Origin of the sequence: Pseudoalteromonas ulvae UL12 (assembly GCF_014925405.1) — a bacterium.
Classification (GTDB): Bacteria; Pseudomonadota; Gammaproteobacteria; order Enterobacterales; family Alteromonadaceae; genus Pseudoalteromonas; species Pseudoalteromonas ulvae.
This window is the reverse complement of the sequence record NZ_AQHJ01000023.1, coordinates 519,612-539,486: the sequence shown is the minus strand read 5'-3', so window position 1 is coordinate 539,486 and position 19,875 is coordinate 519,612. Positions and strand designations below refer to the sequence as shown.

Genomic DNA, 19,875 nt, shown 5'->3' with positions numbered 1-19,875 from the left:
TTTAGTTTAGACCCTGATTGATTGCTGCAACATCGTCTTGGTTCAATGTCCCTGCAGCTTGTTTTAAGCCTAATGTTGAAACAACGTAGCGATAACGAACCGCAGATAAGTTACGTTTAGCATCGTACAAATTACGCGTACTCAGTAATACGTCCACTATGGTACGAGTACCGACTTCAAAACCAGCTTCTGTTGCTTGAAGCGCACTTTCTGCAGAAACAACAGCTTGCTCAAGTGCCTTGTATGTAGCGATATCAGACACTACTTGATTGTAAGACGTGCGAACTTGCTTACTGACTGAACGATGTGATGCTTCTAGATCTTCAGCACTTGCAACATAAAAGGCACGAGCTTGGTTTACTGCCGCTTGTGTGCCACCACCAGAATAAATAGGCACTGCGAAGTTAAGACCTATGCTGGTTTGATCGCTACGAGGTTCATTATTTGAATTACTTGATTGACCCAATGCCGTAGCTGAGCCATCAGCTAACGTATCACCATAGCTTGCGCTTAGTGTGAGAGTTGGGAAATGACCCGCTTGTGCTAAATCAATTTGTTGTTTTGCAATATCAAAGGTGACTTTAGCAACTTGTAGCTCAATATTTTTATCTTCAGCTGTTTTGATAAAATCAACAGAGTTTTGATTTGGTTTGACCGTTGAAAACTTTGTGGTGTTTAATGGGTTAAGTTTTTCGTGATATTTACCAGTTATTTCGCGTAAATTCTCACGAGCAGTCTCTACGTTATTGGTTGCAACGATTTCACGCGCCACAGCGTTATCGAATTGCGCTTGCGCTTCATGTACATCAGTAATAGCAGTTAAACCGACAGCAAAGCGTTGCTTTGTTTGCTCTAATTGACGTTCAATTGCGCGTTTTTCAGCTTGCACAAACTCTAAATCATCCAATGACGATAAAACGGCAAAATAAGTGTTAGCAACACGTACAATTAATTGTTGTTGCGCTAAATCATAACTCGCTTGCGCTTGTAGTGATTGCTTTTCTGCAATATCGAGGCTGCGCCAAGAAGAAAGGTTAAATAAAGATTGTTGTAATGATAATCCACGTTTAAACGTATCGGAATCGCTATCTACTTTGTAGTATGGCGAATTGATATCTTCACGGTTATATGAATTACTGTCTACCTTAGAGTAACCCATCGTCATGTCTAACTGGGGTAATAAACTACTCATCGCACGGTCAATTTGGTAACTTTGCGCTTCGCGATTGGCTTTTGCTCTTAATACAGTTGGATCATTGGCCAAGGCAATTTGATAAACTTGGAGTAAATCTTCAGCAAAGCTTGCGCTGGTTGCAAATGTAGCGCTTAAACCGAGTAGCGTAGAGAGTATTTTTTTCTTCATGAGGTATAACGTCCTTAAGACTATTATTCTTAAATTAACTTGATGGTAAACTGTTTTTTATTAAAGCTATAAGGCTTTTACGTAAATTAAGTTGTTCAAGTGTAACAGAATATAAATTGTTCCTGTCGATCACAGTTGAGAGTAAACTAATTGACTATAAAGGTCACTGTATCTGAGTAATATATGATTAATATTTCAACTTTCAATGATAAAGATGTCGAAGTAGTAAAAAAAACGTCTTTGTACCGCGGTTTTTTTAAAATAGAAGGGTATGCCTTTAAGCATCGCTTATTTGCCGGTGGCCATTCTGAGATTATTCATCGTGAAATATTAGAGCGAGGTCATGCCGTTGCTGTCTTGCCTTATGATCCTAATACCAACAATGTTCTATTGATTGAACAAATCCGTATCGGTGCCCTTGCATCCAAGAATAACCCTTGGTTACTAGAGTGTATTGCTGGCATGGCCGATGGTTCGACCGATTATGAAAGTGTTGTCAGAAAAGAAGCGCAAGAAGAGGCGGGAATTGAACTCGATCAGCTTGAATTTATGATGTCGTATTTATCGAGTCCTGGAGGCACAACTGAGCGCTTATTTTTATATGCAGCGCGTGCTGATTTATCGCAAGCTGGAGGATTGTATGGATTAGCTTCTGAGGGGGAAGACATTAAGGTTCATGTTCTGCCTTTAACTCAAGCACTTGAATTGCTGGCTGATGGAACGATTGATAATGCAGCCACTGTGATTAGTCTACAATGGATGGCATTAAATCAAACTCGGTTAATGGAACAGTGGGCAAATCAAACAAGATGTTAAATAGTGCAGTTAAATATAGGCAAAACTTACCTGCGTTTATGACGCTGTGTGAGCAAAACTATTTTCGCATTATGCGTTTGATGCCAAAAGATGAAAGCGTTGGCAAAACCGTTGATATTTTAGTCGCTAATTTTTGTTATCAACTTGAAATTACAGCCTCCGCTAAATTTACTACAGAAGTCAGCTTTCGTCAGACCCAAGGTGATATTATGGGGTTTGTTAGTCCTAAATTAATGGTTCGCGTCTATCATGATGCGAGGGTTGCAGAAGTGTTTTGTTTAAATTATCCCAATCGTGTTAAGCCATCTTACCATTACCCAAATCCACAAATGCGCCATAAAGACGAGAAATATCAGATAAATGCCTTTTTATTCGACTGGTTAGATTTTTGTATTAGCCACGGGCGTTCTCGATTGCATTGGGATGTGAATAATGGCTTGGTTTGATCAGGTATTAACGCTTAATCAAACGACGTTGAAAATTGCGCATTTTACAGATTGCCATTTATTTTCTGAGCCATCAGGTCGCTATTTTGACGTAGATTGCACTACATATTTAGGTGATGTACTGGCAGATATCGCGTCACAGCGCTGTGATTTGGCAATATTTGGGGGTGATATTACCCAAGATCACAGTCTTGCCTCTTATATGCAATTTCTACGACTGGTCGAGCAAGCGAATTTGGGTTGCCCGGTTGTATGGCTACCCGGAAATCATGATGAGCTATCGTATTATGAGCAAGCATTTGGTGGTGCCAGCCCAAATGTTATACACCCAGCGAAATGGTTAAGCACACCAAATGTGAATATCGCTTTGTGTAATAGTAAAAGTGAAACTCCTGCAGGTTGGGTGACAGAGGCACACATGACAGAGTTGCAACACGTTATTAGTCAGGAACCGAAAAATACTCTGGTTTTTTGTCATCATCATCCAATGCCAATAAAAGGTTATTTAGATAAACACCTGCTTGAAAATGGAAATCAATTTTTACGCACTCTTGCAGATACCCAGAATGTTAAGCATGTATTTCATGGTCATGTTCATAATGACTACAGTGATGCTTTTGAGAATATTGCTATTTATGCGACGCCAGCCACTTGTATTCAATTTGTTAAAAACAGCCCCGAATGGTTACAAGAAGATAAGGGGCCTAGTTATCGGCTTATCAATATTGACTCATTTTCAAGGTTAACAACACAAATACGATGGTTAAAAAACGTGTAATTTATATCCATGGGTTTAACAGCTCCCCTCTGTCGGCCAAAGCGCAGTTATTAGGTGAGTTTTTAGCCCATTTTAATGTTGATTATCAAGTACCTTTACTTAATCACCAACCCCTTGAAGCTTTAGTAACGATTGAGCGCATGATAAACTCACACACAGTGTTGGTTGGAAGCTCTCTTGGTGGGTTTTACGCCACGTACTTGTCGCAAAAATACAAGGTACCGGCCGTGCTCATTAACCCAGCAGTGGCTCCACATCAGTTAATGCATTCATTATTGGGGCAACAGTATAATCCATATCAACAATACCATTATGAGTTGACCTTAGAGCACGTTGAGCAATTAAAAAAATTGTATCTACCTCAACTTCCTATTGCTGAGCAAATTTTGTTGTTGCAGCAATCTGGGGATGAAGTTTTAGATTTTCAGCAAGCGGTTCGATATTATAAAAATAGCCCGCAAGTCGTCGAATTTGGCGGCGATCATAGTTTTATAGGTTTTGAACGTTATTTTGCAAAGATTGTAGAATTCCTCAAAATAACGTAAAACTAGTATTCACATTTAGCGACTCTGTATTGTGAGTAAATCACGTACAAAGTGACGCCAGTACTACCACTAGTACCGATGCATATATAAGAGAAAGAACAGCATACTATGAGCAATCAAGATTATAATGCAGAATCCATTGAGGTCTTAAATGGCCTTGATCCCGTCAAACGCCGTCCAGGCATGTACACGGACACCACACGACCCAATCACCTTGGACAAGAAGTGATAGATAACAGTGTGGATGAAGCATTAGCTGGGCATGCCAGCAAAATTGATGTGATTTTGCATGAAGATAATTCACTCGAAGTTCAAGATGATGGGCGAGGGATGCCGATTGATATTCACCCTGAAGAAGGGATCCCAGGTGTTGAACTAATTTTAACTAAATTACATGCTGGTGGTAAATTCTCGAATAAAAACTATCAATTCTCAGGCGGTTTGCATGGTGTTGGGATATCGGTAGTGAATGCGCTTTCAACACGTGTTGAAGTGACAGTAAAGCGTGATGGCCAGCAATACCAAATCGCGTTCGAAAACGGTGATAAAGTTGAAGATTTATCGGTAACAGGCACTGTTGGTAAACGAAATACTGGTACATCTGTGCGTTTTTGGGCCGATGCGAGTTATTTTGATTCTGCTAATTATTCTGTCTCAAAACTTTCTTATTTGCTCAAAGCCAAAGCTGTTTTATGTCCAGGCCTGAAAATTCGCTTTATCAATAAGCAAACCAAAGAAACCACTGAATGGTTTTATGAGGCAGGATTAAAAGATTACTTAAAAGAATCTGTAAAAGGATTTGTAGCTCTTCCAGAAGAACCCTTTACCGGTGAATTTAAAGGAACGACAGAAGGGGCCGATTGGGCGATTTGTTGGTTACCAGAAGGCGGGGAAGGGATCAGCGAAAGTTATGTTAACTTAATTCCGACCGCACAAGGCGGTACTCACGTTAATGGTCTGCGTCAAGGTTTGCTTGAAGCGATGCGGGAATTTTGTGAGTTTAGAAATTTACTGCCCCGTGGTGTGAAATTGACCCCAGATGATATTTGGGACCGCTGTAATTACGTACTTTCAGTTAAGATGCAAGATCCGCAGTTTGCAGGTCAAACAAAAGAAAAACTTTCGTCGCGTTCTTGCTCTGCATTTGTTTCGGGAGTGGTAAAAGATTCGTTTAGTTTGTGGTTGAACGAACACACAGATAAAGCTGAATTACTTGCTGAGCTTTGTATTAATAATGCCCAAAAACGGATGCGAGCGGCCAAAAAAGTCGTTCGTAAAAAAATCACCTCAGGCCCCGCATTGCCAGGTAAACTCACCGATTGCAGTACCAGCGAAACACACCGCAGTGAAATCTTTTTCGTAGAAGGAGATTCTGCAGGCGGTTCTGCGAAGCAAGCGCGAGATCGTGATTTTCAAGCGATTATGCCGCTTCGCGGTAAAATCTTAAATACGTGGGAGGTTGAATCGGGCCAAATTTTAGCCTCACAAGAAGTGCATGATATTTCAGTTGCGTTAGGTATCGATCCTGATTCAACGGATATCTCAGCATTAAGGTACGGAAAAATTTGTATCTTAGCCGATGCTGACTCGGATGGATTGCATATTGCCACTTTGTTATGTGCTTTATTTGTAAAGCATTTTCCGACCTTAGTTGAGCAAGGTCATGTCTATGTCGCTATGCCACCTTTGTATCGAATTGATGTGGCAAAAGATGTTTATTATGCCTTAGATGAAGATGAAAAAAATGGTATTTTAGAGCGCATTGCCGCAGAGAAAAAACGCGGTAAAGTAAACGTACAGCGCTTTAAAGGTCTGGGTGAGATGAACCCATTACAATTGCGTGAAACCACTATGGATCCCAACACACGCCGTTTGGTTCAGCTGACTTTTGAGCACAAAGAGCAGACGATTGAAATGATGGACATGTTATTGGCTAAAAAGCGTGCCTCAGACCGTCGTCAATGGCTCGAAGATAGTGGTGATAAAGCGGAAGTGCAGCTATAAGTTGTTTAATATATTCAAATAATAATCGTTTATTTAAGTAGGTGGCTTTGAAGTCAGCAATCAAAAAAGTAGATATGTTTATACCATTTAATAACAGGCTGTTAATGATGTTGTTACTGGTATTTATTGCTTTTTCGTCAGTCGCGTCTGGCTCAAATGTCCATCCTGCTTGGTTAAAAGAGGCGTTAGTCAAAGCGAAAGAGCTTGATAGAAAAGACCCGTATTTAGCTTTTGAGTTTTTAGAGAAAGTAAAAGTATCGCGTTTTGAGCAAATGAGTGATTTTGATAAAGCCACTGTCTTGAATAAATTAGCTTTGTATAAAGTGTACTTAGGGGACTTTAAAGCCGCTGGGCAGTTTAATTCAGATGCTAAACGATTATTCCCAGATACTGAAACGGATACTGGAATCAATATTTTATTGGTCGAGGGCAGTTTACTCGATATTGCGGGTAATACTGAACAATCCCTTGCGATGTATCAACAAGCAATGGAACAAGCAAGGCTAGAAGAAAACAATCAATTATTAGCCGAAAGTTACACTGCTATTGCGCTTGCACACAGTAATAGTTACAACGATGTTGAAGCGATTCAATACTATCAGCAAGCTTATACCATAATTAGTTCGTTAAATGATGAGCTTGAGATGGCTTATCTAAAAACTAACTTAGCCAATACATATGCCAATCTGCATGATTACGACAAGGCAATCGCACTGCAAAATGAGGCCATCGATTACTTTGCTAGCAATGAGCTGCACTATGATGAAATGCAGGCTCAGATGAGTTTATCTTTCTCTCATATCGCGCAAAAAGAGCATGACAAAGCAACCATCTGCTATTTAAAGATGCTGAAGTTATCCCAGTTTGTTGGTGAAAAGCGCTTTGTTTATTTTGCCCATATTGGTCTTGCCAATGTGAAAATAAAACAAGAGCAATTTGAACAAGCCGCAGAGCAAATGGCGCTGGCTAATCAGTTTTTTAGCTTTATCCAAGACCCATATGGTCAAGCGCATCACTATTTACTCGAAGCCGCATTAGCCACCCATAATCAACAAATCGAGCAAGCCCTTGATAGAATTGAGCGCGTTGAAGGCTTAATAACTCAATTAGACAAAGGCAAAAATATTAATTTGTTTGTCCGTTTGTCTGATCAAAAGGCAAAGGTGATGGCTCTTTTAGGAGATTATGAAAGTGCATATTATGAAAAAGTTGCCAGTGAAGCTTTGCTTGCAGATTATTATTCTCAAGAGCGTGAAGATGCACGTTCAAAATACAAAGTAATGTTTGATACCGAACAAACTGAACTTGAAAATAAAGTGTTGCAGCAAAGCAGGCTAATCGATCAGTTGGCTTTGGAAAAAGGAAAAAAAGAACACGAGTTACAACGTTTAATTATCGTTTTATTTGTCTTGATATTTATTATGTTGACTGTGTATGTTTATCGACAAATTAGGCATAGTAAACGTTTAAATCGACTTGCCAATACTGATAGTCTGACGCAACTTGCCAATCGTCGTTATACCTTTCATTTTGCAAAAAATGTTTTTAAGGAATCGCAAACAACAGAACATCCTCTGAGTATCGTGATTTTTGATATCGATCATTTTAAAGGTATCAATGATCGCTATGGCCACCCATTTGGTGATGAGGTATTAAAAGGGGTATCTGACGCTGCACAATCAGGGCTCAGAGAACCTGATTTACTGGGTCGGATCGGGGGAGAGGAGTTTATGGTGGTGCTAAAGCATACTGAACTCGCCCAAGCCATCGAAATAGCGCAAAGGATCCGTCAATTAATCGAACAGCGTACCTTCGAATTGAATAAGCAAGTGGTGACTGTGACAGCCAGTTTTGGTGTTTCATCATTTAACCCACTAGTGGATGACTTTGAAAGTTTATTCCAACATGCTGATGAGGCGTTATACCGAGCCAAAAATGAAGGGCGTAATCGGGTAGTGAGTAAAATCGATTAATCTTTGTTGCGTAATACAGCGCATCATTAAAATTAAAACAAAAATTAGGTAGCTTGAATGAGCGATTTAGAAGCTCTGTCGTTGCAGGGTATAGAACAATTATCAATGGGGCGTTTTACTGAAGACGCTTATTTGAATTACTCCATGTATGTGATCATGGATCGGGCTTTACCGCATATTGGTGATGGTTTAAAGCCTGTACAGCGGCGAATTATTTATGCAATGAGCGAGTTAGGTTTATCTGCGGCCGCCAAGTATAAAAAATCAGCCCGTACCGTCGGTGATGTGCTAGGTAAATATCACCCGCATGGTGATAGTGCTTGTTATGAAGCGATGGTGTTGATGGCTCAACCATTTTCATATCGCTATCCATTAGTCGATGGTCAAGGTAACTGGGGGGCGGCAGATGATCCGAAGTCATTTGCTGCAATGCGTTATACCGAAGCTCGTTTATCAAAATTTTCTGAAGTATTACTGCAAGAATTAGGGCAAGGTACAGTCGATTGGACGCCAAACTTCGACGGAACCATGGATGAGCCTTTGGTGCTTCCTGCGCGTTTACCGCATATTTTGCTTAACGGTATTACCGGTATTGCAGTCGGGATGGCGACAGATATCCCCCCTCACAATGTCCGAGAAATCGCAGATGCCTGTTGTTTGTTACTTGATAAGCCAAAAGCGGAGCTCAATGAGCTGCTTGAACTTGTGCATGCGCCAGATTACCCCACTGAAGCTGAAATAATTACGCCAAAGGCAGAGATTCAAAAAATTTACCAAACAGGTAAAGGCTCTATAAAAATGCGCGCTGTTTATACGCAAGAGCAAGGGGATATCGTCATTACGGCTTTGCCCCATCAATGTTCTGGTGGCAAAGTGTTAGAGCAAATCGCCGCTCAGATGCAGGCGAAAAAACTGCCTATGGTTGCAGATTTACGAGATGAGTCAGATCATGAGAATCCGACGCGCATCGTGATTATTCCTCGCTCAAACCGCATTAAAGTGGAGCCTTTAATGGCTCACTTATTCGCTACCACAGATCTTGAAAAAAGTTACCGCGTCAATCTCAATATGCTCGGTTTGAATGGCCGCCCGCAAGTAAAAGATTTACTTACCATTTTATCAGAATGGCTAGTGTACCGCCGAGAAACAGTGCGCAGACGCCTTCAATATCGACTAGATAAAATTTTGGCGCGTTTGCATATTTTAGAAGGTTTATTAACGGCCTTTTTAAATATTGATGAAGTGATCGAAATTATCCGCGCTGAAGATAAACCAAAACCTGTGCTGATGGCGCGTTTTGGCATTTCAGATATTCAAGCAGAAGCCATTTTAGAGTTAAAACTACGTCACTTAGCTAAACTCGAAGAAGTTAAAATCCGTGGCGAGCAAGATGAACTGGCTCAAGAGCGAGATAAGTTGGAGCAAACTTTAGGTTCAGATCGTCGTATGTCGACTTTGATCAAAAAAGAAATTCAACAAGCCGCTGAACTGTATGGTGATGAGCGCCGCTCTCCGGTGGTCGAGCGTGCAGAAGCAAAAGCGTTAAGCGAAAAAGATTTAATACCAAGCGAAGCTGTTACTGTGGTGTTATCAGAAAAAGGCTGGGCACGGTGTGCAAAAGGGCATGATATTGATGCTGTCGGTTTGAGTTATCGGGCTGGAGATGAATTTAAAGCATCGGCAAAAGGGCGAAGTAATCAGCCTGTGGTGTTCTTAGATTCAAGTGGGCGCGCATTTTCGACTGATGCACATAGCCTACCAACCGCTCGAAGCCAAGGAGAGCCCATGACAGGGCGCTTTAATATGGCTACTGGCGTGAATTTTGAGCATGTGGTTATGGGCGACAATGAGCACTTATTCTTGATGGCCTCAGATGCTGGATATGGGTTTGTGACGGGCTTTACAGATCTAGTCAGCAAAAATAAAAACGGTAAAGCATTGGTGAGTTTATCTGCTGAAGCACATTTAATGTCTCCAATAAGAGTGAACGACATCAGCAGCGATTATTGCCTGGCGATTTCTAATGAAGGGCGCATGTTAATGTTCCCGCTGCGTGATTTACCAAAACTGGCAAAAGGCAAAGGAAACAAAATTATTTCAATCCCTTCAGCTCGAGTGAAGTCTCGCGAAGAGTTTGTGACTGTATTGGCTGTGGTGCCAGAAAATAGCTCTGTGACCTTGCATGCCGGTAAGCGAAAATTAACCCTGAAATCGAGCGATTTAGAGCATTATTATGGAGAACGAGGTCGCCGAGGTAATAAACTACCGCGAGGTTTGCAGCGTGTTGATGCGATTGAAATCGATAATGTTGAAGTCGGTGGCGTTGAATCATTAGATGATCCTCAAGACTTTAAGCTCGATTAAATTAGTATTTTTACGATTAAATAAACGCTCTTCGGGGCGTTTTTTATTGCCATATTCGTCATTGAGGTTTAGTGATTATGAATATTGGCTTACAGCTGTACGCCAAAATAGGATTTGCTTACGATAAGGTTTATAATGCGCGCACTTTCACTTGAGGAGTCAGGCTTTGCTTGCTGTAATTAGATTATTTTTGATTGCGCTGTTTATTTTATTCAGCGGAGTATTTGGATTATTGCTGTGCATTTTTGTACCGTTTCACCCTAATCATGTCCATCGTATTGCAACTTGGTATGGCAGTGTCAGCAAGTTGTTAGGAGTGACGATCGAAATTAGCGTGTCTCCAGAAGTAAGCAAAGGCCCGTATGTGTTTGTTGCTAATCATCAAAATAGTTATGATATTTTTACTATCACCAATGCGGTTCCTGAGCGAACGGTGAGCATAGGTAAGAAAAGCCTAAAATGGATCCCATTTTTTGGTCAACTATATTGGCTCTCTGGTAATATTTTGATCGATAGAGCTAATCGCTCAAAAGCGCTTGGTACGATTTCAAAAGCGGCCAATAAAATTAAGCATAAGCAGTTGTCTGTTTGGATGTTTCCTGAAGGCACTCGTAGTTATGGTAAAGGTTTACTACCTTTTAAAACGGGCGCGTTTCACACTGCATTACAAGCCGAAGTGCCCATTGTGCCAGTGTGTATGAGTACGACTCACAAGACCATTAAGCTTAATCGTTGGAATAATGGCACTATTTATATTGAGTTGCTTGCGCCGATTAAATTGCAGCAAAATAGCAGCATTCGAGAGCAAGCTCAAAACGTCCATGCTATTATGGATGACAAGATCAAACAGTTAGATGCGAAAGTCGCAGAACAAGAGAGTAAATAATGGAAAACTGGCGCGAAATTAGTGAAGACATTGTTGAGTCATTATTAGAAGATGGTTCAAATCCAGAGATTTTATATGAAGTAGAACATCACTTTGTCAGTGAAGATTTCAAACAGTTAGAAAATGCCGCACTACAAGCATTTAAGTTAGGTTATGACGTTGAAGATCCTGCGGAATTAGAATTAGAAGATGGCAGCAAAATTTGGGGCTTTGATGTCGTGGTTGAAGCTGAGCTAGATGTTGATGTAATCATGGAAGATGTTGATAAACTGTCAGCATTAGCTCATGAATGCCAAGTTGAGTACGATGGCTGGGGCACTTACTTCCAAGAATAATCTGCGTTACGATAGCTTAGTCCGCGTGCTTGGCTATCGCTTTTCCTGCCCAAATTCATTCCTCTAAAGTTAATACAAAAGTTGTGTTTTTATTGCATCCCCCTACTTAATTCATGATAAATGTCGCAATTGGTGTTAATCGAGTGTAAGTTTTATGCCTTGAACGTAATGAATGCAGTTTATGTTAAAAGTTATCTCAATTGCCGAATTAAAACCTGGCATGTATGTCACCCGAATTTTGAAGCAAAAGTCGGATCTTAAAATAAAAACTGGGATAGTTCGTAGCCAGCCATTAATTGACACCTTACAACAACGTGGGGTTAAGCAATTAGAGATAGATGTAAGGCAAAGTGAGCAATCGCCTGTAGAGCCATCAGCAGAAACGCCACCTAGCGAAGAAACGGTTTCGCCTAATCCAGCAGTTAAACATAATCCACGTCGAAAAAAACGCCCTCCAGTAGACGACGCAATTTCCATTGAAGAAGAGTTTCGCCAAGCTTCAGCAGATTATGATGCTGGACTTCGAAAAATGACCACGTTGCACTGTGATTTAATGATGGGGCAAAATGTCAATATTGCGGTTCTTGATGACGTTGGACAAACGATTTTGGAATCAGTTTTTAGAAATGAAAGTGCCATGGCTGTGCTGACTCGTCTGCGAGATAAAAACACTTATGCATTTAGGCATTCTATTAATACAGCCATCCTAGTGACGATGTTTGCTAAGTTTTTAGGTTTTGCGAAAGAGCGCATTATCGAACTAACTATGGGGGCATTATTACATGATTTAGGGCAGGCCAAAGTACCTCAGGGAATTTTGACCAAACCAACAAAACTGACCGCCTTAGAACGAAAGGCCGTGCAAAAACATGTTGCGCATAGCTACCAGCTTGCTAAGCAATATCCTGGACTGACACCATTGATGATTGATGTCATTGTTAACCATCATGAACGATTAGATGGCAGTGGCTACCCTCGGGGTTTATCAAATAACCAGCTTAGTACCGCAGCGAAGATCATCGCCATTGTCGATGTATATGATGCGTTGACAGCCGATAGAACATTTAAAAAAGGCATTGAACCCATTGCAGCCCTGCGCTATTTAATGAGTCAACCAACGCTTTTTGATGCCGTGCTGGTGCAAAAATTTATTCGGTGTATCGGTGTGCACCCTGTTGGTTCGATAGTCAAACTCACGGGAGAAAAGCTGGCTTTAGTATTAGAAGGCAACCGCTCACAACCCTTACGTCCGAAAATTCAGGTTTTTTACAATGCCAAGCACCAGCACTATATTACCCGTAAAAAACTCTGTTTATCTGAGCATGGATCAACACTGAGAATTCTTGGCAGTGTCCAGCCACAGGAGCATCAAATAAATTTAAGTCGTTTACTCAAAGAGCAGTTGAGCGTTTAGTGCGTTCGAATTTAAGTAACTTAACCAAAGGCAATCGGATTATTACATAGCTGCTTAAGAGCATTAGTAACCATATAAAAGTGCCAAAAAAGCCATCAAACAAATAAGTGCACATTAGCTGCGCCACTACCGCCATAATAATCGCCACAAACCAAAATTGAGTGAGTCTCTCATCAGCATGGGCGTCATCCGTATCTGCATATTGATTACTCATTAATAACGCTTTAACGGCAATTAAACAGAACATAAAAGCAAGCATGATTAATAGCATTGGTATCGTTCCTTATTGGCTTGTCAGAGTTTAAGCATATCAAAAATAAATTAAATGTAAATGATATTTATTATCATTTAGGTGTTTTAATCGCTTTGCTTGTTTTGTACTCAATCCGTTGATTTTTAAGCGAGAGAACAAACTTAATTACAATTTAAATGCTGAGTTATTACTCTAAAAAAGTTAGAGTATATGCTCAGTAATAAGTAAGTTAGCGCTTGTTACCAAGGTCTTGGTCCTATCGCCAAGATGCGCCGTGCAAATAACGCTGACGTCATGATGTTAAGTAATATGATGACGCACAGCGATGCGATGATGTATCGCATTAGACAACAAGAGAACACCATGAATTTTAAAAAAACGCTGCTTGCAGTAAGTTTGACATTAGTATCGCAGCAGGCTTTTTCTGCAGCATTTCAATTAGCAGAACACAGTGCCTCAGGGTTAGGCAGAGCGTTCGCTGGCGATGCTGCAATTGCTGAAAATGCCTCAGTCGTTGCGCGTAACCCGGCTTTAATGACTCAATTTGACAACATGCAACTGAGTGTTGTGGCCACGTATGTTAAACCTGATGTTAGCCTCAAAGGTGAAAGTGCACCTTATGGTTTAAGTGCCGATGTGTTAAATGAAGACAGTATTGCCCCGAGTGCGGTTGTTCCAGCTGCTTATTTTACCATGCCAATTAATGATGAGTTTGCGATTGGTTTTGGTGCTTTTTCTAATTTCGGTTTGGCAACAGAGTTTAATGATGATTATGCTGCAGGGCAGTTGGCAGGTAATACAGAAATAACCACAGTTAATTTAAACAGCAGCCTCGCTTACCGAGTAAACGAAGTATTTTCTGTTGCGGTTGGCATTAATTACATTTATGCCGATGCGACAATTAAGCGTACCTTTGGTGCATCTCCTTTACCTATCCCAGCTCAAACGCAAGCGGTTAATCTAGAAGGTGATGACACTGGCTATGGATTCAATATTGGCTTTGCGTATGACGTGAAACCTGGACATCGCTACGGTTTTCATTACCGCAGCGAAACAGATATTACGTTTGATGGTACTTATTCAAATCAGCTACCAGCCCAACTCGGTGGGTTAGCTGGGCAAAGTTTACCAGGTTCAGTCGCGATTACCTTGCCAGCTATTGCTGAATTTTCAGGCTCTCATCAATTGAATTCAGAGTTCGGATTACATTATTCAATTTTATGGACGGGTTGGACGAGCTTCGATAAGTTAGAAGCCTACGTTGAAGGCCGTGATGCCCCTGTATTTAGTAAAACTGAAGACTTCACAAGTTCTTTTCGTGTTGCTTTAGGGGGAGATTATCAATTTAATGAGGCGCTAAAGCTTCGCGCTGGTTTGGCGTATGATGAGTCTCCTGCAGAGCAGAGTCATTTGTCTATCTCAATTCCAGATACCAACCGCTTATGGTTAAGTGCAGGTTTAACTTATCAGCTTGATGCACATTCAAGTGTTGATGTGGGCATGAGTGCCTTGCGCGGTGAGACACAAAACTTCACAGAAAGCGACAATCTTGGTCAGTCTTGGGGTTTTGAATCTAAGGGCCATGCTTATCTTGTTGGTGCTCAGTATAATTATCAGTTTTAGTCACTCGGATTGAGTCGTTTAAACCAAGATAATTTGTTCTGATGAAAATAAAAAACGCGAGCTAAGCTCGCGTTTTTTATGGGTAAAAATAGCAGATTATAAGCTTTCTATTTTTGCTTTTTGTTCAAGCAACTTTGTTTGCGCATCGGTAAACTCGGCTAACTTTTCGTGCTCTTTTGCAAGGACGGCTTCAGGTGCATTATTAACAAACTTTTCATTAGCCAGTTTGTTTTGCACTTGAGCAAGGCCTTTTTCTGCTTTTTCAAGCTGTTTGGCGATACGAGCAAGCTCTGCATCGACATCGATTAAGCCCGCCATAGGAATTAACACTTCAAGGTTCCCAACTAGCGCTGTCGCTGAAGCTGGAGCGTCATCGTTGTCACCTAACACAGTGATAGTCTCAAGTTTTGCTAGTGAGGCTAAAAATGCTTGGTTTTCATTTAGGCGGCTTTGATCTTCTGCTGAGGCATTTTTGAGTAATACATTCAGTGGTGTATTTGGGCTGATGTCCATTTCACCTCTGATATTACGAATTGCAAGAATGAACTGTTTCACCCACTCTAAATCGGCCATGGCTTTTGCGTCGACTTTGCTCTCATCAAAGCGAGGGTATGCTTGCAGCATAATGGTATCCGCATTGATGCCAGCAAGTGGTGCAACACGCTGCCAAATAGTTTCGGTAATGTAAGGTGTGAGCGGGTGCATCAGACGTAATAGTCCTTCAAGCACAGTGACAAGGGTCTGGCGAGTGCCGCGTTGCTCTTGTTCTGTCCCTTTGAATAACACTGGTTTTGTCAGCTCTAAATACCAGTCACAGAACTGATTCCATGTGAATTCGTAGATAGTATTTGCTGCTAAATCAAAGCGGTAGTTATCTAAATGATCGGTAAAAGTCTTCACTGTGGTTTCAAATTGACCTAAGATCCAACGATCGGCAAGAGAGTATTGCATCTCGCCGCCATTAAAGCCGCAATCTTTGTCTTCAGTATTCATCAGCACATAGCGGCTCGCATTCCATAACTTGTTACAGAAATTGCGGTAACCATCGAGACGATTCATATCCCAGTTGATGTCGCGGCCAGTTGAAGCCATCGCAGCGAGTGTAAAGCGCAGGGCGTCAGTACCGTGTGCTTCAATGCCATCAGTGAAGGCTTTACGGGTGTTTTTCTCGATTTTTTTAGCAAGTTGTGGCTGCATCATGTTACCGCAACGCTTCTCAACTAAGCTCTCTAAATCAATGCCGTCAATCATGTCGATAGGATCAAGCACGTTGCCTTTTGATTTTGACATTTTATCGCCATTCTCATCACGAATGAGGCCGGTAACATACACAGTTTTAAAGGGGACTTGTGGTTTGCCATTGTCATCTTTAATGAAGTGCATCGTCATCATGATCATACGAGCGACCCAGAAAAAGATGATGTCAAAACCAGTCACTAAAACATCCGAAGGGTGGAATGTTTTTAAATCGTCTGTATTTGCAGGCCAACCTTGTGTTGAGAATGTCCACAGCGCAGATGAGAACCACGTATCAAGTACATCTTCGTCTTGAGTTAAGACGACATCATCAGCAATATTATTTTCGGCGCGTACTTCAGCTTCATCGCGGCCAACAAAGACGTTACCTTGTGCATCATACCAAGCTGGAATGCGGTGTCCCCACCAGAGTTGGCGTGAAATACACCAATCTTGAATGTCATTCATCCATGCGTTGTACATGTTTTCGTATTGCGCAGGGACAAATTTAATATCCCCATTGGCAACCGCTTGCTTTGCTGGTTCAGCAAGTGGTGCAACACGTACATACCATTGATCTGTTAATAAAGGCTCAATCACTACACCTGAACGGTCACCGTAAGGCACAGTTAAGCTGTGATCATCGATTTTTTCGAGTAAGCCAAGTTGTTCAAATTCATCAACAATGAGTTTACGTGCATCAAAGCGATCTAAGCCGTGAAAACGCTCAGGGATCGGGGCGTCAATTTCAATAGGCTTACCGCTAAAGTCATAACCTTCACCAGCCGAGAGCACTGCCGCATCTTTATCAAAGATATTAATCATTTCTAATTGATGGCGCTTACCGACTTCGTTATCGTTAAAGTCGTGAGCAGGTGTGATTTTTACACAACCTGTGCCTTTTTCCATATCGGCATGTTCGTCGGCGACAATTTTAATGCGACGATTAACGATTGGCAGCAGCACTTCTTTACCGATTAAATCAAGATAACGCTCATCTTCAGGATTGACCGCTACACCCGTATCACCGAGCATGGTCTCTGGGCGAGTTGTGGCGACGACAATGTAATCTTTGCCATCTTTTGTAGTTAAACCATCAGCAAGTGGATAACGAAGGTTCCACATATGACCTTGTTTGTCTTTGTTTTCGACTTCTAAATCTGAGATAGCTGTGTGAAGTTTTGGATCCCAGTTTACAAGGCGCTTACCGCGGTAAATTAAATCTTCTTTGTGTAAACGAACAAACACTTCTTTGACTGCTTCAGATAGGCCTTCGTCCATGGTAAAGCGTTCACGATCCCAATCGACCGATGCACCTAAGCGACGAAGCTGCTTGGTAATTGTGCCACCTGATTCGTTTTTCCATTGCCAGATTTTATCGATAAACGCATCGCGACCTAAATCGTGGCGAGTTTTCCCTTCTTCTGCGGCGAGTTTGCGCTCGACAACCATTTGAGTCGCGATACCCGCGTGATCGGTACCCACTTGCCATAAGGTGTTATTACCTTGCATGCGTTTAAAACGGGTTAAGGTATCCATGATGGTGTCTTGGAATGCATGACCCATGTGCAAGCTACCAGTGACATTGGGAGGTGGAATCATAATTGAATAGGCTTCACCTTGGCCTGACGGCTTAAAGTAGCCTTTTTCTTCCCAATCTTGATATAAAGACTGTTCAATATCTTGCGGATTATAGGTTTTATCCATTACACAGAACCTTTTAAATAATACTTACTGTTCAATATCACGTGTTGTCATGTTGGCCCCAAGTTGGCGAAGCTGCTTATAGCGCTCTCTGGCCGCTTGTTTTTGCTCTGTTTGCAAAGGGACAAAATCAAACACTTGATTAAATCGTCGAATGAAATCGGGCACGGTTTGCGCCAGATTAATTAAAATTTTTCGGTTGCCAACCGGAGTTGAGTCGCCAATCTCAACCGGCGCGCCCATGGCGGGGCCTTCACCTTGAAGGTTATGGGGGACAAAGCTGTCCGCTTCAAATCCCCATAAATGTTCATCGATTAAGTGAGCGTCGTTTTTATTGTCGGTATAAATAAAGACACGCTGACCTTGGCGGTAATAATCAGCTGCAATGCGTGCAGCGAGATCAAAATGAGCCGGGATAGGGTTATCCGGCTCATTTTCTTGTTTTTGAACGTAAAACACTGCGTTCATTTTTGCCTCAAAGCATTGCTTAGGTGCAAAAGTAAATTACGACTCTTGCACTGGGGTTACATCAGCACGGTTTAGCAAGTACTGAGTTAACATCGGTACTGGGCGACCTGTCGCGCCTTTGTTTTTACCACTGCGCCATGCTGTTCCAGCAATATCTAAATGAGCCCAATTATATTTTTTGGTGAATTTAGATAAGAAACATGCCGCGGTAATTGTGCCAGCTGCTCGGCCACCTAAGTTAGTGAAATCTGCAAATGGGCTTTCAAGTTGATCTTGATAATCATCCCATAATGGCAGTTGCCATGCGCGATCTCCACTTTGCTCACCTGACTTTAATAAGTCATGGGCGAGAGGATTATGACTCGACAGTAATCCTGTGGCATGACTACCTAGGGCGATTATACACGCACCAGTCAGGGTAGCGACATCAATAACTGTTTCTGGGTCAAAACTTTCTACATAGGTAAGCGCATCACACAATACTAAACGCCCTTCAGCATCAGTATTAAGAACTTCAACGGTTTGCCCAGACATAGTTGTTAAGATATCACCTGGACGATAGGCGTTTGAGCTTGGCATGTTTTCACAACCAGCGAGTACACCAATGACGTTGATTGGGAGATCCATTTCAGCTAATGCGCGCATCGTACCAATGACGCCGGCTGCGCCACCCATATCATATTTCATTTCATCCATGGCTTCGCCTGGTTTGATTGAAATACCGCCTGAGTCAAAAGTAAGGCCTTTACCAACAAGCACGATGGGGGCTTGGCTTTCTGGCGCACCATTGTAGTGGATCACCGACATGATGGATTCGTTTGCACTTCCTCGACCAACCGCTAGGTAAGAGTGCATTCCAAGCTCTTCCATTTCTTTTTCGCCGACCAAATTCACGGTGACTTTCTCAAAGGTCTCTTCGAGTAACTTGGCTTGCTCGCCCAAATAAGCAGGATTACAAATGTTTGGCGGCATGTTAGCGACATCTTTACACAGCTTCATACCAGCTGAGATAGCTAAGCCATGTTCAATGGCATTTTCACCAATGGCCAATTCACGACGCGTCGGCACGTTAAACACGATTTTACGTAACGGGCGACGAGTATCACTCTTTTTACTTTTTAGTTGATCAAAGGTGTATAAGCAGTCTTGTGTTGTTTCTACGGCTTGTCTGACTTTCCAGTATGTATCACGGCCTTTGACGTGTTGCTCAGTTAAAAAGCACACAGCTTCCATTGAACCAGTTTCGTTAAGCGTGTTGATAGTTTTCGAAATGATTTGTTTGTATTGTTTATCGTTTAACTCACGCTCTTTACCACAGCCAACCAATAAAATACGTTCACTTAATACGTTTGGCACATGGTGCAATAACAGCATTTGACCGGGCTTACCTTCAAGATCACCACGGCGCAATAAATTGGAGATATAACCATCACTGATCCGATCCAGCTGCTCACCGATAGGTGACAAACGACGCGGTTCATAAACGCCGACTACAATACAAGCACTTCTTTGCTTCTCTGGGCTACCACTTTTTACGCTGAATTCCATAGCGACTCCTAAATGAATCTGCTCACTATTTATGCCATTAATAACTTTTAGGTTTATAAAAACCTGCAATGGCATATAATTAAGTTGTGAAAATAACAAGTTTACTTAAAATTTCTGAC

The 19,875-nt window shown here is 41.6% G+C and carries 16 protein-coding genes; 11 read left to right on the top strand and 5 right to left on the bottom strand.

Going from position 1 to position 19,875, the window contains the following annotated elements; all coding sequences use genetic code 11:
• Nucleotide 1: 1 nt before the first annotated feature.
• On the bottom strand, nucleotides 2-1,363 hold the full coding sequence (gene tolC, locus PULV_RS05960; RefSeq protein WP_086742458.1) for an outer membrane channel protein TolC: 1,362 nt from the start codon (nucleotides 1,361-1,363) through the stop codon (nucleotides 2-4).
• 183 nt (nucleotides 1,364-1,546) lie between these two features.
• Here tolC and nudF point away from each other — a divergent pair, with 183 nt between their 5' ends.
• The 10 genes from nudF to PULV_RS05910 all read left to right on the top strand — a co-directional run bounded on the left by nudF (nucleotide 1,547) and on the right by PULV_RS05910 (nucleotide 12,924).
• Nucleotides 1,547-2,179, top strand: a complete 633-nt coding sequence (gene nudF, locus PULV_RS05955) for an ADP-ribose diphosphatase (RefSeq protein WP_193331152.1) — start codon at nucleotides 1,547-1,549, stop codon at nucleotides 2,177-2,179.
• Nucleotides 2,173-2,625: a DUF1249 domain-containing protein gene (locus PULV_RS05950; protein WP_086742460.1), complete on the top strand. Its 453-nt coding sequence runs from the start codon at nucleotides 2,173-2,175 to the stop codon at nucleotides 2,623-2,625. Before nudF ends, PULV_RS05950 begins: the two co-directional genes overlap by 7 nt.
• Nucleotides 2,612-3,403: a metallophosphoesterase gene (locus PULV_RS05945; protein ID WP_193331151.1), complete on the top strand. Its 792-nt coding sequence runs from the start codon at nucleotides 2,612-2,614 to the stop codon at nucleotides 3,401-3,403. The genes PULV_RS05950 and PULV_RS05945 overlap by 14 nt, the downstream gene beginning before the upstream one ends.
• Complete coding sequence (locus tag PULV_RS05940) at nucleotides 3,385-3,948, top strand: YqiA/YcfP family alpha/beta fold hydrolase (protein WP_193331150.1); 564 nt, start codon at nucleotides 3,385-3,387, stop codon at nucleotides 3,946-3,948. Before PULV_RS05945 ends, PULV_RS05940 begins: the two co-directional genes overlap by 19 nt.
• Nucleotides 3,949-4,056: 108 nt before the next feature.
• Nucleotides 4,057-5,952, top strand: coding sequence for a DNA topoisomerase IV subunit B (parE, locus tag PULV_RS05935; RefSeq protein ID WP_086742463.1), 1,896 nt, complete (start codon nucleotides 4,057-4,059; stop codon nucleotides 5,950-5,952).
• Nucleotides 5,953-6,056: 104 nt separating this feature from the next.
• Entirely contained in the window at nucleotides 6,057-7,925 is a 1,869-nt protein-coding gene (locus tag PULV_RS05930; RefSeq protein ID WP_193331149.1) for a tetratricopeptide repeat-containing diguanylate cyclase, read from the top strand.
• A gap of 57 nt (nucleotides 7,926-7,982) precedes the next feature.
• Nucleotides 7,983-10,289 carry a DNA topoisomerase IV subunit A gene (gene parC, locus PULV_RS05925; RefSeq protein WP_193331148.1) on the top strand — a complete coding sequence of 769 codons (2,307 nt, stop codon included), beginning with the start codon at nucleotides 7,983-7,985 and terminating at the stop codon, nucleotides 10,287-10,289.
• A 166-nt stretch (nucleotides 10,290-10,455) separates the two neighbouring features.
• Complete coding sequence (locus tag PULV_RS05920; protein ID WP_086742466.1) at nucleotides 10,456-11,175, top strand: 1-acylglycerol-3-phosphate O-acyltransferase; 720 nt, start codon at nucleotides 10,456-10,458, stop codon at nucleotides 11,173-11,175.
• The gene (gene rraB, locus PULV_RS05915; RefSeq protein WP_086742467.1) at nucleotides 11,175-11,510 is read left to right on the top strand and encodes a ribonuclease E inhibitor RraB; all 336 of its coding nucleotides are present in this window, start codon (nucleotides 11,175-11,177) and stop codon (nucleotides 11,508-11,510) included. Before PULV_RS05920 ends, rraB begins: the two co-directional genes overlap by 1 nt.
• Before the next feature lie 181 nt (nucleotides 11,511-11,691).
• The gene (locus tag PULV_RS05910) at nucleotides 11,692-12,924 is read left to right on the top strand and encodes an HD-GYP domain-containing protein (protein WP_193331147.1); all 1,233 of its coding nucleotides are present in this window, start codon (nucleotides 11,692-11,694) and stop codon (nucleotides 12,922-12,924) included.
• Here the strand turns inward: PULV_RS05910 and PULV_RS05905 are convergent.
• On the bottom strand, nucleotides 12,902-13,195 hold the full coding sequence (locus PULV_RS05905) for a hypothetical protein (RefSeq protein ID WP_193331146.1): 294 nt from the start codon (nucleotides 13,193-13,195) through the stop codon (nucleotides 12,902-12,904). The genes PULV_RS05910 and PULV_RS05905 overlap by 23 nt on opposite strands.
• A 345-nt stretch (nucleotides 13,196-13,540) precedes the next feature.
• On the opposite strand from PULV_RS05905, the gene PULV_RS05900 reads away from it, so the two are divergent.
• Nucleotides 13,541-14,800: an outer membrane protein transport protein gene (locus PULV_RS05900; protein ID WP_193331266.1), complete on the top strand. Its 1,260-nt coding sequence runs from the start codon at nucleotides 13,541-13,543 to the stop codon at nucleotides 14,798-14,800.
• A 96-nt stretch (nucleotides 14,801-14,896) separates the two neighbouring features.
• Here PULV_RS05900 and PULV_RS05895 read toward each other — a convergent pair whose 3' ends face one another.
• The 3 genes from PULV_RS05895 to pepA are packed head-to-tail and all read right to left on the bottom strand — an operon-like array spanning nucleotide 14,897 to nucleotide 19,756.
• Nucleotides 14,897-17,743 carry a valine--tRNA ligase gene (locus PULV_RS05895; RefSeq protein ID WP_193331145.1) on the bottom strand — a complete coding sequence of 949 codons (2,847 nt, stop codon included), beginning with the start codon at nucleotides 17,741-17,743 and terminating at the stop codon, nucleotides 14,897-14,899.
• Between the two features lie 24 nt (nucleotides 17,744-17,767).
• A complete protein-coding gene (locus PULV_RS05890) occupies nucleotides 17,768-18,208 on the bottom strand; it encodes a DNA polymerase III subunit chi (RefSeq protein ID WP_086742471.1) in 441 nt (146 codons plus the stop codon).
• Nucleotides 18,209-18,244: 36 nt separating this feature from the next.
• The gene (gene pepA, locus PULV_RS05885; RefSeq protein WP_193331144.1) at nucleotides 18,245-19,756 is read right to left on the bottom strand and encodes a leucyl aminopeptidase; all 1,512 of its coding nucleotides are present in this window, start codon (nucleotides 19,754-19,756) and stop codon (nucleotides 18,245-18,247) included.
• Nucleotides 19,757-19,875: the final 119 nt, after the last annotated feature.

Bases quoted from the DNA above. Each gene is read 5' to 3' on its own strand.
- PULV_RS05890 (WP_086742471.1), bottom strand. From the start codon at position 18,208: ATGAACGCAGTGTTTTACGTTCAAAAACAAGAAAATGAGCCGGATAAC.
- parE (WP_086742463.1), top strand. From the start codon at position 4,057: ATGAGCAATCAAGATTATAATGCAGAATCCATTGAGGTCTTAAATGGC.
- pepA (WP_193331144.1), bottom strand. From the start codon at position 19,756: ATGGAATTCAGCGTAAAAAGTGGTAGCCCAGAGAAGCAAAGAAGTGCT.
- tolC (WP_086742458.1), bottom strand. From the start codon at position 1,363: ATGAAGAAAAAAATACTCTCTACGCTACTCGGTTTAAGCGCTACATTT.
- PULV_RS05900 (WP_193331266.1), top strand. From the start codon at position 13,541: ATGAATTTTAAAAAAACGCTGCTTGCAGTAAGTTTGACATTAGTATCG.
- nudF (WP_193331152.1), top strand. From the start codon at position 1,547: ATGATTAATATTTCAACTTTCAATGATAAAGATGTCGAAGTAGTAAAA.
- PULV_RS05895 (WP_193331145.1), bottom strand. From the start codon at position 17,743: ATGGATAAAACCTATAATCCGCAAGATATTGAACAGTCTTTATATCAA.
- PULV_RS05930 (WP_193331149.1), top strand. From the start codon at position 6,057: ATGATGTTGTTACTGGTATTTATTGCTTTTTCGTCAGTCGCGTCTGGC.
- rraB (WP_086742467.1), top strand. From the start codon at position 11,175: ATGGAAAACTGGCGCGAAATTAGTGAAGACATTGTTGAGTCATTATTA.
- PULV_RS05905 (WP_193331146.1), bottom strand. From the start codon at position 13,195: ATGCTATTAATCATGCTTGCTTTTATGTTCTGTTTAATTGCCGTTAAA.
- PULV_RS05940 (WP_193331150.1), top strand. From the start codon at position 3,385: ATGGTTAAAAAACGTGTAATTTATATCCATGGGTTTAACAGCTCCCCT.
- PULV_RS05950 (WP_086742460.1), top strand. From the start codon at position 2,173: ATGTTAAATAGTGCAGTTAAATATAGGCAAAACTTACCTGCGTTTATG.
- parC (WP_193331148.1), top strand. From the start codon at position 7,983: ATGAGCGATTTAGAAGCTCTGTCGTTGCAGGGTATAGAACAATTATCA.
- PULV_RS05945 (WP_193331151.1), top strand. From the start codon at position 2,612: ATGGCTTGGTTTGATCAGGTATTAACGCTTAATCAAACGACGTTGAAA.
- PULV_RS05910 (WP_193331147.1), top strand. From the start codon at position 11,692: ATGTTAAAAGTTATCTCAATTGCCGAATTAAAACCTGGCATGTATGTC.